The 15,754-nt window shown below is 76.8% G+C and carries 14 protein-coding genes; all 14 read left to right on the top strand.

From position 1 onward, the window contains the following. Window positions 1-43: 43 nt before the first annotated feature. A complete protein-coding gene (locus EDD39_RS03450; RefSeq protein WP_123553320.1) occupies window positions 44-1,861 on the top strand; it encodes a fatty acyl-AMP ligase in 1,818 nt (605 codons plus the stop codon). Continuing rightward, window positions 1,858-3,636, top strand: a complete 1,779-nt coding sequence (locus EDD39_RS03445) for an acyl-CoA dehydrogenase family protein (protein WP_123553319.1) — start codon at window positions 1,858-1,860, stop codon at window positions 3,634-3,636. The genes EDD39_RS03450 and EDD39_RS03445 overlap by 4 nt, the downstream gene beginning before the upstream one ends. Next, entirely contained in the window at window positions 3,633-5,345 is a 1,713-nt protein-coding gene (locus EDD39_RS03440) for an acyl-CoA dehydrogenase family protein (protein WP_123553318.1), read from the top strand. The genes EDD39_RS03445 and EDD39_RS03440 overlap by 4 nt, the downstream gene beginning before the upstream one ends. Before the next feature lie 48 nt (window positions 5,346-5,393). Next, on the top strand, window positions 5,394-5,672 hold the full coding sequence (locus tag EDD39_RS03435; RefSeq protein WP_123553317.1) for an acyl carrier protein: 279 nt from the start codon (window positions 5,394-5,396) through the stop codon (window positions 5,670-5,672). Window positions 5,673-5,781: 109 nt separating this feature from the next. Next, window positions 5,782-6,798, top strand: coding sequence for an iron-containing redox enzyme family protein (locus EDD39_RS03430; protein ID WP_123553316.1), 1,017 nt, complete (start codon window positions 5,782-5,784; stop codon window positions 6,796-6,798). Next, the gene (locus tag EDD39_RS03425; protein ID WP_123553315.1) at window positions 6,798-7,823 is read left to right on the top strand and encodes an EamA family transporter; all 1,026 of its coding nucleotides are present in this window, start codon (window positions 6,798-6,800) and stop codon (window positions 7,821-7,823) included. The genes EDD39_RS03430 and EDD39_RS03425 overlap by 1 nt, the downstream gene beginning before the upstream one ends. A 1-nt stretch (window position 7,824) precedes the next feature. Further along, entirely contained in the window at window positions 7,825-8,088 is a 264-nt protein-coding gene (locus tag EDD39_RS03420; RefSeq protein WP_123553314.1) for an acyl carrier protein, read from the top strand. Beyond that, complete coding sequence (locus EDD39_RS03415) at window positions 8,085-9,650, top strand: amino acid adenylation domain-containing protein (protein WP_123553313.1); 1,566 nt, start codon at window positions 8,085-8,087, stop codon at window positions 9,648-9,650. The genes EDD39_RS03420 and EDD39_RS03415 overlap by 4 nt, the downstream gene beginning before the upstream one ends. Further along, window positions 9,647-10,825, top strand: coding sequence for an acyl-CoA dehydrogenase family protein (locus EDD39_RS03410; RefSeq protein WP_123553312.1), 1,179 nt, complete (start codon window positions 9,647-9,649; stop codon window positions 10,823-10,825). Before EDD39_RS03415 ends, EDD39_RS03410 begins: the two co-directional genes overlap by 4 nt. After that, window positions 10,818-11,978 (top strand): acyl-CoA dehydrogenase family protein, encoded by a 1,161-nt coding sequence (locus EDD39_RS03405; RefSeq protein WP_123553311.1) that lies wholly within the window; start codon window positions 10,818-10,820, stop codon window positions 11,976-11,978. Before EDD39_RS03410 ends, EDD39_RS03405 begins: the two co-directional genes overlap by 8 nt. 5 nt (window positions 11,979-11,983) lie before the next feature. Next, window positions 11,984-12,781, top strand: a complete 798-nt coding sequence (locus EDD39_RS03400; RefSeq protein WP_123553310.1) for a class I SAM-dependent methyltransferase — start codon at window positions 11,984-11,986, stop codon at window positions 12,779-12,781. Beyond that, complete coding sequence (locus EDD39_RS03395; protein ID WP_123553309.1) at window positions 12,778-13,998, top strand: cytochrome P450; 1,221 nt, start codon at window positions 12,778-12,780, stop codon at window positions 13,996-13,998. Before EDD39_RS03400 ends, EDD39_RS03395 begins: the two co-directional genes overlap by 4 nt. After that, the gene (locus tag EDD39_RS41885) at window positions 13,995-15,017 is read left to right on the top strand and encodes a hypothetical protein (protein ID WP_162869930.1); all 1,023 of its coding nucleotides are present in this window, start codon (window positions 13,995-13,997) and stop codon (window positions 15,015-15,017) included. The genes EDD39_RS03395 and EDD39_RS41885 overlap by 4 nt, the downstream gene beginning before the upstream one ends. Next, window positions 15,014-15,745 (top strand): thioesterase II family protein, encoded by a 732-nt coding sequence (locus tag EDD39_RS03390; RefSeq protein WP_162869929.1) that lies wholly within the window; start codon window positions 15,014-15,016, stop codon window positions 15,743-15,745. Before EDD39_RS41885 ends, EDD39_RS03390 begins: the two co-directional genes overlap by 4 nt. The last annotated feature ends 9 nt before the right edge of the window (window positions 15,746-15,754 follow it).

Raw genomic sequence — 15,754 nt, 5'->3', positions numbered from 1 at the left:
GCACCGCCCCCCGCCCGTACCCACACCACCGAGAGAGACGGCCATGACCACCGACTTCTTCGGCCACCGCAACGTCGGCGACGCGCTCGCCGCGCGGGCGGCCGCGCACCCCGACCGGACCGCGCTGACCATCCACCGGGGCTCCGCCGGACCGGCCCCCGAATCGCTGACCTTCGCCGAACTGCACCGCCGGGCCCGGCTGCGGGCCGCCGCGCTGGCCGACCGGTTCGCCCCGGGCGGGCGCGTCCTGCTGGCGCTGCCGACCTCCACCGAGTTCGTCGAGGTCTACCTGGGCTGCCTGCTGGCCGGCCTGGTCGCGGTGCCCGTCCCCGTCCCCGGCGGCTCGGCGCACGCCACCGCGCGGGTCGCCGCCGTGGTCCGCGACTGCACCCCCGGGCTGGTCCTCGCCACCGGCCAGGACCGGGCCGCGCTCTGCGAGTGGCTGCTCACCCAGGACCTGGACGTCCCGGTCGAGGCGGTCGCCCCGGTCGGCGACAGCCCGGCGGACGGCCCGCGCCCGCTGCCGGACCTGCCGGACACCGGCCCCGACACCCTCGGCGTCCTGCAGTACAGCTCCGGCTCCACCGGCACCCCCAAGGGCGTGATGCTCAGCCACGGCAACATCCTGGCCAACGCCCGCGCCTTCAGCACCGACTGCGGGATCGGCCCGGACGACCGCTTCGGCAACTGGATCCCGCTCCACCACGACATGGGCCTGTTCACCCAGCTCAGCACCGCCCTGCTGCTCGGCGCGACCAGCGTGCTGATGCCGCCGGCCGAGTTCGTCAAGCGGCCCGTCGAGTGGCTGCGGATGATGGACCGCCACCGGATCACCGTCACCGCCGCCCCGAACTTCGCCTTCGACCTGTGCCTGCGGCTGGTCACCGACCAGCACCTCGCCGAACTCGACCTGTCCGCGCTGAAGTTCCTCGCCAACGGCTCCGAGCCGATCCACGCCCCCACCCTCACCGCGTTCGCCGACCGGTTCGCCGCGGCCGGCCTGGCCCGCACCGCCGTCTCGCCCGGCTACGGCCTCGCCGAGGCCACCGTCTTCGTCTGCGCCAAGGCCCCCGGCACCGACCCGACCGTCCGCACCGTCGACCCGGCCGCCGCCGAGCGCGGCACCGTCCGGCCCGCCGAGCAGGGCCGCCCGCTGGTCGGCCTCGGCCTGCCCGGCGGCTTCGAGTCCCGGATCGTCGACCCGGACACCCGCCGGGTGCTGCCCGACGGCGCGGTCGGCGAACTGTGGCTGCGCGGCGACAGCGTCGGCTCCGGCTACTGGAACCGCCCCGACCTGACCGAGGAGGTGTTCGGCGCCCGCACCGCCGACGGCGACGGCCGCCGCTGGCTGCGCACCGGCGACCTCGGCACCCTGCTCGACGGCGAACTGTTCCTCACCGGCCGGCTCAAGGAGATGCTGGTCCTGCGCGGCCGCAACCTGTTCCCGCAGGACCTCGAACAGGAGGCCCGCGCCGCCCACCCCGCGCTGAACGGCTTCTTCGGCGCCGCCTTCCCGGTGCCCGCCCCGGACGAGCGGGTGGTCCTGGTGCACGAGATCGACCCGCGGGTGCGCGGCAACGGCCCGGCCGAGGTCGCCGCCGCCGTCAAGCAGCGGTTGACCGCCGAACTCGGCGCCCCGATGCGCAACGTGGTGCTGGTCCGGCGCGGCTCGGTGCGCCGCACCACCAGCGGCAAGGTGCAGCGCACCGCGATGCGCGAGGAGTTCCTGGCCGGCGCGCTGTCCGTGGTGCACGCCGAACTCGAACCCGCCGTCCGGATGCTGCTGCCCGCCGAGGCCGCCGGCACCGCCGAGGCCGCCGACACCGCGGCCGAGCCGCTGCCGCTGGGGGGTGCCGCGTGAGCACCACCGCCACCGCCCCCGCCGTCGCCGTCGCCGACGAGCTGGACGGCCTGCTGGCCGAGCGGCTCACCCCCGCCCTGCTGGCCGCCCTGGACCGGGACGAGGAGTTCCCGGCCGGCCCGCTCGCCCTGCTCGACGCCTTCGGCCTGCCCGCCCACTACGTGCCCGCCGAGCACGGCGGCCGGCTCACCGACCACGAGGTGCTGCTCGGCCTGTGGCGCACCCTGGCCCGCCGCGACCTCACGCTGGCCGTCGCCCACGGCAAGACCTACCTGGGCACCGCCCCGGTGTGGATCGCGGGCAGCGAGCGGCAGTGCCGGGAGCTGGCCGGGCGGGTGCTCGGCGGCGCCCGGGTCGCCTGGGCGCTGTCCGAGCCCGGCCACGGCGCCGACCTGCTGGCCAACGAGGCCACCGCCGTCCGCACCGGCAGCGGCAGCGGTGACGGGACCGACAACACCGACAACACCGACGGCTGGCGGCTGGACGGCACCAAGTGGCCGATCAACAACGCCACCCGGGGCAGCCACCTGACCGTGCTGGCCCGCACCGGCGAGCCGGGCCACCCGCGCGCCCACAGCCTGCTGCTGGTCGACAAGGCGGCCCTCGACCCGGCCGCCCACCGCCCGCTGCCGAAGGCCCGCACCCACGGCATCCGCGGCGTCGACATCTCCGGCATCGAGTTCACCGGCGCCGTGCTGCCCGCCGACGCCCTGCTCGGCGCCGAGGGCACCGGCACCGAGACGGTGCTGCGCGCCCTGCAGCTGACCCGCACCATGTGCGCGGCGCTCTCGCTCGGCGCGGGCGAGCACGCGCTGCGGCTGACCGCGGAGTTCGCCGCCGAGCGGATCATCCAGCAGAAGCCGCTGGCCGAACGGGCCCACGTGCGCGCCGTGCTGGCCCGCTGCGGGGCGCTGCTGGCGGCCACCGAGGCCGCCGCGATCACCGGCGTCCGCTCCGCGCACGCCCTGACCGGCGAGCTCAGCGTGGTCTCCGCGGTGGTCAAGGGCCTCGCCCCGACCCTGGTCGACGGCGTGATCGGCGAGCTGGCCGAGCTGCTCGGCTCGCGCTCCTTCCTCACCGACGTGTACCGGGACGGGGCGTTCCAGAAGGTCTGGCGCGACCACCAGATCGTCGCGGTCTTCGACGGCTCCACGCCGGTCAACCGCAACGCGCTGGCCCTCCAGTTCCCGCGGCTGGTGCGCTCCTTCGCGGCCGGCACCGCAGACGCCGAGGGCCTCGCCGAGGCCGCCGCCGCCGGCACCCCGCCCCGCCCGCTGGACCGCACGGCGCTCGCCCTGCTCTCCCGCACCGGCTGCTCGACCGTCCAGTCGCTGCCCGCGCTGGCCGCCGAGCTGGCGGTCGACGGCGCGCCCGAGGCGCTGCTCGACCAGGTCCGCGACCTGGTCGGGCTGGCCGACGAGCTGCACTGGCGGCTCGCCGAGGTCCGCCCGGCCGCCCACCCCGAGCACGAGGCGTACGAACTCGCCGCCGGCTACGAGCTGCTGTACGCGGCGGCCGCCGCGCTGCGGCTGTGGCACGCCAACCGGGCCGGCCACCCGGACGAGCCGCTCTGGCAGGACGCCCTGTGGATCCGCGCCGCCCTGCGCGAGCTGCTCGGCCGGCTCGCCGCCCGGCTCGAACGGGAGGCCCCGGCCGCCGCCGCGGACGACGACCTGCTCACCGACCGGATGGCGGCGGCGGTGCTGCGCGGCGTGCGCGAGCACACCCCCGTCACCCCGTTCGGAACGCCCCTGGCCACGGAGGACCAGTCGTGATCACTGTCACCGAGACCCCGGCCGACCTGCTGGACGCCGCCCTCGGCGACCCGTGGGACGCGGCCAACCCGGTCGGCTTCACCGGGATCCTGGCCGCCGACGAGCGGCAGGAGATGTTCGCCGAGGGGGAGCGCCGGCTCGACGCGTTCGGGCTGAACGCCGAGTTCGTGCCGGTCCGGCACGGCGGGCGGCTCGGCCGGGCCGACCGGCTGGCGGCCGCGCTGCGCACGCTGTGGCGCCGCGACCCCTGCCTGGGCCTGGGCTACGGGTTCAGCTCGTTCATCGCCTCGGTCAACCTGTGGAGCGCGGGCGACGAGCAGCAGCGGCGCACCGCCGCCGGGATGCTGCTGGACAACCGCAAGATCGCCTCGGTCTACCACGAGCTCGCGCACGGCAACGACTTCGCGCACGCCGAGTTCGCGGCCCGCCCGGCGCCCGGCGGCGGCTGGCTGCTGAACGGCACCAAGGAGATCGTCACCAACTTCCGGCGGGCCGACGCCCTGGTGGTGTTCGCCCGCACCGACGAGGCCCGGGGCAGCCGCAGCCACAGCCAGTTCTTCGTCCGCAAGGACGGCCTGCCCGACGGCGCGCTGCGCTACCTGGACCGCTTCCCCAGCTCCGGGATGCGCGGCGTGCAGCTCGGCGGCGGCCGGTTCACCGACTGCCCGGTGCCCGACGGCGCGCTGCTCGGCGAGCCCGGCCGGGGCATCGAGACCGCGCTGAAGTCCTTCCAGCTGACCCGCAGCATCATCCCGTCGATGTGCGTCGGCCCGCTGGACACCGCGCTGCGCACCGCCGTCGGCTTCGCCCTGGAGCGCCGGCTGTACGGCGGCGCCGCCGCCGACCTGCCGTACGTGCGCACCGTGCTGGGCCGGGCGTTCGCCGACCTGCTGGCCGTGGACGCGTTCACCACGGTGGTGGTCCGGGCCCTGCAGGTGCTGCCGGAGGAGACCCCGGTGCTCGCCTCGGCGTCCAAGTACCTGGCCTCCCGGATGCTGCTGGACACCCTGGAGGAGCTGCGCGGCGTCCTCGGCGCGCAGTCCTACCTGCGCGAGGGCCCGTACGCGGTGTTCCAGAAGATGGCCCGGGACGTCGCCCCGGCGACCTTCGGCCACGCCTCCCGCTCGGCCTGCCTGGTGACGGTCCTGCCGCAGCTGCCCCGGCTGGCCCGGCGCGCCTGGTTCGCCTCCGCGCCCGCCCCCGCCGGGCTGTTCGACCTGGACGCCGACCTGCCGGAGCTCGACTTCGGCCTGCTCGCGGCCGGCTCGCCGCACACCGACGGCCTGGCCGCGACCCTGGTCGAGACCGCCGAGCGGCTCGGCGGCCGGGGCCCGGCCGGGCGGCTGGCCGCCCGCTTCCGGGACGAGCTGGCGGCGCTGCGCGAGGAGTGCCGGGCGCTCGCCCCGCAGGACATCACCATCGGCGCGTCCCCGCGCGCCCACGCCGCGGCCGGCCGCTACACCGTGGTGCTGGCCGCCGCCGCGGTGCTCGGCGTGTGGTGGCACGGACAGGGCGGCCCGCGCCCCGAACTCCAGGACGAGGCCGCCCTGCTGGCCGCCCTCGACCGGCTCGACCGGCGGCTGCCCGGCCGGTCCGTGCTCACCGCCGCCGAGCGCGCCGACCTGGACCGGCAGCTGTTCGACCGGGCCGTCGAGCGCTTCGCCGACCGCTGCCTGTTCGACCTGACGGCCCGTCACATCCCGGGCTGAGCAGGCCCGTTCCTCACGACCCCACCGAACCGAACCCAGGAGACCCGCATGTCCGCACCCGCCGCCGAGTCCGCCGCCCCCGCCACCGCCGAGGAGATCCGCGGCTGGATCGCCGACCGCGTCGCCTACTACCTGCAGCGCCCGGCCGAGGAGATCGACCCGGCCGTGCCGCTCACCGAGTACGGCCTGGACTCGGTCTACGCCTTCGCCCTGTGCGGCGACATCGAGGACGCCCTGCACCTGTCGGTCGACCCGACGCTGGTGTGGGACGTCAACACCGTCGACGCCCTGGCCGCCCACCTGTCCGGCCTCGCCCGGGGCCGCTGACCCGCAGATATAGCCCGTCCACCAGACGTCGTACAGGACCGGCCGGAAGGCTGGTCCCACCGACGGAACGCGGCAGCCCGCCGCGGAGCTCCCGAGGAGAACCAGCCGCATGCCCACGCCGACCTCCCCCGCCCGCCCCGCCACCGACGAGGAGTTCCTGGCCGACTTCCTGCCCCGGCTCACCCGGCCCGCCGAGGAGCTGGACGCCCACCCCGACCCGGCCGCCCTGCTGGAGGCCGTCGCCGACCTCGGCCGGCGCGCCGTCGGCGACCCGGACGCCTTCTTCACCCAGCAGTACCTGCTGTCCCGGATCTACGGGTTGCACACCCAGCTCCCGACCGGTCCGACCGCCGAGACCTCGACCGTCCTGCACGCCGTCACCCGCCGGCTGGAGCAGGACACCGCGGACGCCGAGGACAGCTGGATCGACCCCGCGCTGTACGACGGCATGCCCGACGACCCGGCGGCGTTCGTCGCCTGGCTCAAGGGCGTCGCCCGCGAGCACCCGGTCTTCAAGCACCCCTACTACCACCGCTTCCTGCGCAACGAGGCCACCCCGGACGACCTGCGCAGGTTCGTCCTCCAGGAGTCCTCGGTCGACTCCCGCTTCGACGACCTGCTGGCCGCCATGCAGATCGGCACCGACGGCGTCACCAAGATGGAGATCGCCAAGAACTTCTGGGACGAGATGGGCAACGGCAACCCCGCCGAGGTCCACACCGTCCTGTTCGACCGGATCATCCGGCACTTCGGGATCACCGACGAGGAGCTCTCCGAGCACCTCTCCGCGGAGGCCCTGCTCGGCGGCAACCTCGCCGTGCTGATCTGCCGCTACCGCGGCCTGTTCGCCGAGGCCGTCGGCCACCTCGCCATCGCCGAGTGGCTGGCCCCGGACCGCTTCTCGCAGGTCCTGCACGCCTGGCAGCGGCTCGACCTGCCGCCGGACGGCATCACCTACCACAAGCTGCACATCGGCATCGACGCCCACCACGCCAGCGCCTGGTTCGCCCACGTGGTCAAGCCGATGGCGGACAGCCCCGAGGCCCGGCGCGCCATCACCCGCGGCGCCCTGTGGCGGCTCAACTCCTCCGGTCGCTACCTCGACCGCATCCTGAACCTCGTCTGATGGCCGGCGCAGCGACCGCCGCCGCCCCGGGCCGCGCGCGGATCGCGCTCGCCCTGCTCGCCGTGTGGGTGCTCTGGGGATCGACCTTCCTCGGCATCCGCGTGGTGGTCCGCACCGTGCCCCCGCTGCTCGCCGCCGGCGTGCGCTTCACCCTCGCCGGGGCGCTGCTGCTCGCCGTCCTGGCCTGGCGGTGGCGCCGCCGCGGCGAACCGGGCCCGCGGGCCCGGATGCGGGGCCGGCTGGGCCGGTCCGCGCTGCTCGGCGTGCTGTACTTCCTCGGCTCCAACGGGCTGGTCAGCATCGCCTCCGAGCGGCTGCCGTCCGCCGCCGCGGGCACGTACTTCGCCACCGTCCCGCTCTGGGTGCTGGCGGTGGGCGCGCTCACCGGCGGCCGGGTCACCCGCGCCGACCTCGGCGCGACCCTGCTCGGCCTGGTCGGGGTGGCCACCCTGCTGGGCTTCGAACCCGGAGCCCTGCTGCCCTCGCTGCTGGTCCTGCTGGCCGCCCTGCTGTGGGCGGTCGGCGGCCGGCTGGCGGTCCCGGCCCCGCGCCGGGACGCCGCCCCCGACCCCGGGGCGGCCCTCACCAGCGCCGTCCAGATGACCTCCGGCGGGCTCGCCCTGCTGGCCGCCTCGGCGGCCGGCGGCGAGTGGCCGCGGCTGCACCCGGCGGACCTCGGGGCGGCCGTCTGGCTGGCCGAGGCCCACCTGGTGCTGCTCGGCTCGCTGGTCGGGTTCCTCGCCTACACCTGGCTGACCGCCCGGGTCGACCAGCGCCTCACCAGCACCTACTCGTACGTCAACCCGCTCGTCGCGGTGGTGCTGGGCGTGCTCGTCCTCGGCGAGCGGATCGGGGCGGCGACCGTCGCCGGCACCGCGTTCCTCACCGTCGCGGTCGGCTGGACGGTCCTCGGCGCGGCCCGCCGCGACCGGGCCGCCGCCGTCCCCGCCGCACCGCCCCTCCCGTCCGTCCCGCCCGTCCCGCAGCTGCGCCCCGCACTGCCCGTACCCGTCAGGAGCCCATGACATGAGCGTCCGCACCGCCGAGTCCGTCCGCGACCGCCTGGCCGCCACGCTGAGCCTGATCAAGAAGCGCGACGTCTCCGCCGAACTCGACCGGGACGACGACTTCATGCGCGTCCTCAACCTCGACTCGCTGGACGCCGTCGAGCTCACCGTCCGCCTCGGCAGCGACTTCGGCATCGAGTTCGGCGCCGAACCGGAGGACCTCGACGCGCTGGAGAGCCTGAACGCGCTGGTCGCCCTGGTCGAGCGGCGGGCCGCCCGATGACCACCGCCCCGGCGGCGGCCGACACCCACCGCCTGACCGCGGCGCTCGGCCGGCACGACCCGTCCCGGCCGGCCCTGGCCGGCCCGGACGGCACCCTGGCCTACGGCGAACTGCACGCCGGCGCCAGGGCCGTGGCGGCCGGCCTGCGGGAGCGCGGACTGCGCCCCGGCACCCGGGTCGCCGTCCACGGCGAGAAGAGCACCGCCACCGTCACCGCGATGCTCGGGGTGCTGCTGGCCGGCGGCGCGTACGTCCCGCTCGACCCGTCCGCGCCCGAGGAGCGCCGCCGGGCGCTGCTCACCGACTCCGGCAGCCCCTGGCTGCTGGCCCGCCGCCCCCGCCTCGACGCGCTCGCGGCGCAGCGCCTGCCGGTGCCGGTGCTGGCCGTCGAGGACCTGCTCGCCGTCCCCGCCCCGGACGGCTGGCGGGCCGCCGACCCGGCCCCCGCCGACCCCGCCTACGTGCTGTACACCTCCGGCTCGACCGGCCGCCCCAAGGGCGTGCAGATCCACCACGGCGCGCTGGAGGCGTTCTTCGCGGCCGTCGACCCGGTGCTGGAGATCGGCCCGGACGCGGTCTGCCTGAACACCACCGCCCTGCACTTCGACGGCTCGGTCGCCGACCTGCTGCTGCCGCTGCTGCGCGGCGCGCTCGTCCACCTCAGCCCGTCGGTGCTGCTGCCCGCCGCGGTGCTCGGCACCGTCGTCCGCGAGCGGGTCACCCACCTGACCGCGGTCGGCTCCACCCTGACCCTGCTCGCCCAGCACGGCACCGGCCTGGCCGGCCGCGACCTGGGCGCGCTGCGCCGGATCCTGACCGGCGCCGAGGTGCTCAACCCGGCCACCGTGCAGTCCTGGCTGCACGCCGCGCCGAACCTGGTCGTGGTCAACGGCTACGGCCCGACCGAGACCACCTGCGGCATCGCCTTCGAGCCGATCTCGGCCCGCGAGCCCGGCCGCACCGAGCCCTACCCGATCGGCCCGCCGCTGCCCGGCGTCGGCATCGCCTTCCTCACCGAGGACGGCGGCCTCGACCCGGACGGGCCCGGCGAGATCCTGGTCTCCGGCCCGCAGGTGATGACCGGCTACCTCGACCGCCCCGAGGAGGAGGCCGCCGCCTTCCTGCACCGCGACGGCGTCCGCCACTACCGCACCGGCGACCTCGGCGCCCGCCGCGCCGACGGCGTGCTGCTGTTCCGCGGCCGCCGCGACGACGAGGTGAAGATCCGCGGCTACCGGATCAACCTCAACGAGGTGCGCCGGGTGCTGGAGACCCACCCCGCGGTCGGCCGGGCCTTCGTCGCCGCCGTCCCCGACCCGCGCGAGGGCCTCGCCCTGGCCTGCGCGGTGCTGGCGCCCGACACCGGCGCCGGGCCCGCCCCCGAACTGTCCGAGCCCGCCGAGGCGGAGGCCGCCGCCCTGGTCGCGCACACCGCCGCCGCACTGCCGCGCTACATGGTGCCCCGGCACTGGCGCCGGCTGTCGGCCTTCCCCGCGCTGTCCAACGGCAAGCCCGACCTGCGGCAGGTCCGCGCCCTGCTGCACGCGGCGGTGGCCCGGTGAGCCTCGCCGCGGCCGCCCGCACCGGCTGGTTCACCCCGGCCGAGGACGAGCTGCGGGCCCGGCTCACCGCCCACCTGGAACGGGCCGTCGCCCCCCGGATCGAGGAGTGGGAGCGCCACGGCGCGATCCCGCTGCGCGAGGTGCTGCAGGGCCTCGCCGGGCAGGGCTTCCTCGGGATGCGCTTCCCCGCCGCGGTCGGCGGCGGGGGCGGCACCGCCTGGGACCACGTGGTGCTCGCCGAGTGCCTGGGCGCGCTGCCCTCCGACAGCGTCGGCATGTCCGTCACCGTGCACAACGACATGGTCGCGCCGATGATCGCCGAGGCCGGCACCCCCGAGGCCGTCGACCGCTTCCTGCGGCCCGCGCTGGCCGGCGACTGCCTGCTCGGCCACGCCGTCTCCGAGGCCGGCGCCGGCTCCGACGTCGCCGCGGTCGCCGCCACCGCCCGCCAGGTGCCCGGCGGCTACCGGGTCAGCGGGACCAAGCGCTGGGCGGTCGCCGGGCAGTACGCCGACGCCTTCGCGGTGCTGGCCCGGCTGCCCGAGGCCCGCGCCCCGTTCGGCTACGTGCTGCTGATGGTGCCGGTCGAGGCCGAGGGCCTGACCGTGCTGCCCGCCGACCCGACCCTCGGGCTGCGCGCCGCGGGCGTCGCCGGGGAGGTCGTCCTCGACGAGGTGCACGTGCCCGCCGAGCACCGGATCGGCGGCCACGGCCTCGGACTGGTCACCCAGCTGCGGCAGTTCGAGCCCGAGCGGATCGTCTCCGCCTGCCGGGCCCTGGCGATCGCCGACACCCTGCTGCAGCGCACCGGCGAACGGCTGCGCGCACGCGTCACCTTCGGCGCGCCGGTCGCCACCCGCCCCGACGTGGCCGGCCGGCTGGCCGCGCTGCGCGCCGAGGTCGAGGCGGTCCGCCAGCTCGCCTACACCGGCATCGACCGCTGGGTGAGCGGCGGCGACCACCGGGCGCTGTCCGCCGCGGTCAAGTACCGCTCCAGCCGGCTCGCCCGCACCGTCGCCCGGACCTGCCTGCACCTGCACGGCGCCCACGGCCAGCTCACCGACGCCCCGGTGAACCGGGCCTTCCGCGACACCCGGCTGTTCTCCATCTCCACCGGATCGGACGAAATGATGCTCACCGCCCTCGCCCGCCTCCAGGGGTGGCCCGGTGAATGACCGGACGATCACCGACCCCCGGACCGCCCCGCGCGGCCCCGGCACCGGCGCGGCCGACCCGGCCTTCCGGGCCCGGCTGGACGGCTTCCTGACCGAGCACCGGGCGCTGCTCGACGACCCGCGCTGGGAGGACGGCACCCCGCCGGTGCCCGCCCTGCTGGCCGCGGCCGGCGCCGCCGGACTGTTCCGGGACGCCTGGGCGGCCGGCCCGGCCGACCGCCCCCGGGCGCTGTGGCGGGCCGTCGACCTGCACGCCGCGCTCGCCCGGGTCGGCGGCGGGGCGCCCGGCGCCGCCGTCCTCACCCACCTGGACGTCGCCACCCGGCTGCTCGGCGCCCTGCCCGGCGCCGACCGCGCCCTGGTCGACGGCGCGCTGGCCGGCCGCACCACCGGCGCGCTGGCCGCCACCGAGCCCGAGCACGGCAGCGACCTGGCCCGGCTCACCACCCGGGTGCACCGGGACGGCGACCGGCTCGCCGTCACCGGCGGCAAGTGGTTCATCAGCAACGCCCCGTTCGCCGACCACCTGCTGGTCCTCGCCGACGACCCGGACGCCGCCACCGGCCGCCCCGGCCCGGCCCTGCTGCTGGTCCCGGCCGGCGCCCCCGGCGTCGCCACCACCCCGCTCGACGCGCTCGGCCACCGCGGCCTGACCGGGCAGGTCCGGCTGGACGCCGCCCCCGTCTCGGCGGTCCTGGTTCCCGGCGGGCACGGCCTGCTGGTGCTGATGCGGCACTGGCTGCACGAGCGCGTGATGCTCGCCGTCCGGATGGGCGAGCTCGCGGACGCCGTGCTGCGGCACGCCGTGGCCGCCGCCCGGCAGCGGCACACCTTCGGCGTCCCGCTGCTCGGCAACCAGCACGTCCGCTTCACCCTCGCCCGGCTGACCGCCGAGACCGAGGAGGTCCGGGCCGCCGCCCGGCAGGGCGTGCGGCTGCTCGCCGAGGGCAGCTGCCCGGCCGCGTACGCCGCCGCCTGCAAGCACCGCGCCGCCGCGGTGCTCCGCGAGGTCGCCGACGAGGCCCTGCAACTGGCCGGCGGCGACGGCTACCGCACCGGCCACCCGGCCAACCGGGCGCTGCGCGACGCGCTCGGCCTGGCACTGGCCGGCGGCACCGACGAACTGATGCTCCAGCAGATCGACCGAGGGTGAACCCGATGACCGACACCGCCCGTCCCGCCGCCCCCGCCGACCAGGTCTGGGACGCCGACCGCTACGACCGCCAGTTCGGCTACGTCTCCTCGCTCGCCAAGGGCGTCGTCGACCTGCTCGACCCGGCCCCCGGCGAGCACGTCCTCGACCTGGGCTGCGGCACCGGCGAACTCGCCGCCGAGATCGCCGCCCGCGGCGCCCGGGTCACCGGCACCGACAGCGACCCGGCGATGGTGGCCGCCGCCGCCCGCCGCCTGGGCACCGAGGTGCTGCTCGCCGACGGCCACGACTTCCGGCTCGACGGGCCCGTCGACGCGGTGTTCTCCAACGCCGCCCTGCACTGGATGACCCGCCCGCAGGAGGTGGTCCGGTCGGTGCACCGGGCGCTGCGCCCCGGCGGCCGGTTCGTCGCCGAGCTCGGCGGCGCCCGCAACGTGGCCGGCATCATCGGCGCCGTCCGGGCCGCGCTGGCCGAGCACGGCCTGGACGGGGGCATGCGGATGCCCTGGTACTTCCCGAGCCCCGCCGAGTACGCGGCGCTGCTGGAGGCCAACGGCTTCCTGGTGGCCCGCACCGAGTACTTCGCCCGCCCCACCGAGCTGTCCGACTGCCCGCGCGGCGTCGCCGACTGGGTCGCCATGTTCGGCTCCACGCTGATCGACCACGTGCCCGCCGACCTGCTGCCCGCCGTCCTGGACCGGGTCAACGAGCTGGCCGCGCCCACCCTGCACCGGGACGGCCGCTGGTACGCCGACTACCGCCGGCTGCGGTTCGTCGCGGTCGCCGAGGAGCGCACCCCGTGAGCGCCGCCGCCACCCTGGCCCCCGCCCCGGCCCCCGCCGTGCCCGCCGGGCCCGACGCCGGCTTCGGCGGCCCGGCCTTCCGGCTCGACCCGTACCCCGTGTACGCGGCGCTGCGCGCGGCCGGCCCGCTGGTGCGCTCCGACGCCCACCGCACCTGGTTCGCCACCACCCACGAGGCGGTCGGCGCGGTGCTGCGCGACCGCCGGGCCGGGGTGGAGAGCCCGTTCCGGGCCACCCGGGTGCTGTTCGGCCGCACCGTGACCGACGTCGACGGCGCCGAGCACGTCAAGCTGCGCTCGCTCACCAACCACAGCTTCTCCGCCTCCGCCGTCCCCGGGTACCTGGAGGACCTGGTCCCGTCCGCGGTGCACGCCGTGGTCGACGCCCTCGGCGAGGCGGGCACCGCCGACTTCGTGCCCGCGTTCGCCAACGCGGTGCCGATCCGGGTGATGTCCCGGATCATCGGCCTGCGGCCCGCGGACGTCCCGGAGTTCCAGCGCTGCAGCGACGCCGTGATCGCCTTCATCGACTCCGCCGAACCGCCCGCCCGGCGCGCCGCCGTGGCCGCCTGGCAGCGCATGCAGGTGCTGCTGCACGCCCGGATCGCCGAACTGCGCCCCGCCCCCGACGCGTCGGTGATCGGCCGCCTGCTGGCCGCCGCCGCCGACGGCGCCGACGTGGACGACGCCGAGATCGTCCGCCAGGTCGGCCTGCTGATCCCGGCCGCCATCGACACCAGCAACCGGCTGATCGCCAACGCCCTGCACGTGCTGTGCTCGCGCCCCGAACTGCTGCGCGAGGTCTACGCCCGGCCCGAACTGGTCGACGGCGTGGTCGAGGAGACGCTGCGCTTCGAACCGCCGATCCACTCCACGGTGCGGATCTGGGGCGGCGGCGAACTCCTCGGCACCGACATTCCGCGCGGCTCCCTGATCACCGTCCTGCTCGGCTCCGCCAACCGCGACCCGGCGGTCTTCCCCGACCCCGACGCCTTCGACCCGAACCGCCCGGCCGCCGCCCGGCAGCTGTCCTTCGGCGCCGGCCGCCACCAGTGCATGGGCCGCCGGATGGCCCTCGCCGAGGTCCGCACCGCCCTGCGGATCCTGCTCGAACGCCGCCCCGGCCTGCGCTTCGCCGACGGGCCCCCGCAGCCCGTCGAGGGCCTCAGCTTCCGCTCGCCCGCCGGCCTCCTCCTCTCGTACGGGAGCACCCGATGACCACCACCCCCACCCTGGACGCCCCCGGCGTCACCCGGCACCGCTCGACGGCCACCGGCCTCGACTGGGAGGCCGTCGACAGCCTCTACTACGACTGCCACGTCGTCAGCCTCACCCAGCTGCTGCCGCCCCGGCTGCTCGCCGCGTTCCTGCTGGTCGCCGGCGCCCCGGTGCTGCGCGCCGAGTGGGGCGGCCTGTCCTGCCGCAACCTGCTCGACAGCGAGGGCGCCCGCGACGACCTGCTGCTCGGCGAGTGGGGCGTGGAGAAGCACCACCTGCCGGTGCACGGCGACATCGAGGCCACCCTGCGCGCCGCCGTCCGCGAGCACGGCCACTGCGTGGCCCGGGTCGACAGCTACTACCACGAGCACTTCCCCGAGTACTACCTGCGCCAGCACCGCACCAACGGCCACAAGGTCACCGTCGTCGACTACGACGAGGACAGCTGCACCGGCATCGACAACGTCGGCGTCCGCTCGCTGGTGCTGCGCTTCGACCGGAAGCTGTTCGTCGAGTCGATCCGCTCCAACCTGGTGCACGTCTACGACAAGCACGACTCGCTGTACCGGCTCGCGGTCGGCCCCGACGCCGAACTCCGCCTCGCCGACGGCACCGTGGCGGCCCGCGAACGCGCCGCGGTGGCCGCCCTGCTCGCCGACCGGGACGGCCTGGACGCCGAACTCGCCCGCTACCGCGCCGACTTCGCCGCCGACCTGACCGGCCCGGCGATCCGCCGGCACGCCCAGCTCGACAACACCTACCACACCGCCCTGATGGTCGAACGCGCCTACCTCGCGCTCGCCCAGGCCCACCTGCGCACCACCGAGCCGTGGGCCGGCCTCCCCGGCGGCGGCGCGCCGTTCCTGGCCGGACTGGACCGGGCCACCAAGGGCTGGCGGATGCTCAAGATGCTCTGCCGCAACGCCCTCGACGGCGGCACCGCCACCGACACCGCCCTGCTCGCCGCCCTCGACCGGACCCGCGAGGCCGAACGCGCCGCCACCGCGGCCGCCCGGTGACCGGCCACCGCGCGGACGACGGCGCCGACCACCGCCCGCTGCTGCACGCGCTGCCCTCCGGCGGCGGCTCCACCGCCCTGTTCGCCGGCTGGGCGCGGGCCCTGCACCCGCACGCCGAGACCGTCCCGCTGGAACTCGCCGGCCGCGGCCGCCGGATCGCCGAACACCCCCCGCAGACCCTCACCGCCCACACCGACGCCCTGCTGGCCGCCCGCACCCCGCCGCCCGGCCGCCGCTGGGTGCTGTTCGGCCACAGCTTCGGCGCGCTGCTCGCCGCCGACTGGGCGGCCCGGGCGCACGCCGCCGGCCGCGGCCCCGACCTGCTGGTGGTCAGCGGCGCCGCCCCGCCCTGGCTGCACTCCACCGCCGCCGCCCTGGACCTGCCCGAGGACGAGCTGTGGCCCGCCCTCGAACGGCTCGGCGGCATCCCCGACCAGCTCCGGGCCAACCCGGTGGCCCGCCGCCTGCTCGGCCGGGCGCTGACCGCCGACATCCGGGCCGCCGCCCGGCACCGCCCCGCCGCCCCGGCCCCGGCCGGCTGCCCGGTGCTGGCCGTCCGCGGCACCGGCGACCCGCTGGTCACCGAGGCCCTGGGCCGCCGCTGGGCGGACGCCTCCGACGGCCGCTTCGACTACCGCGAACTGCCCGGCGGGCACTTCTACCGCTCCGGGCTGGACGACCTGCTCCCGCTGCTCACCGCCGCACTCACCCCTTCCGCCGTCCGCTGACGACGCCCC

Origin of the sequence: Kitasatospora cineracea, assembly GCF_003751605.1 — a bacterium.
Lineage (GTDB): Bacteria > Actinomycetota > Actinomycetes > Streptomycetales > Streptomycetaceae > Kitasatospora > Kitasatospora cineracea.
This window is presented reverse-complemented; position numbering and strand designations above follow the sequence as displayed.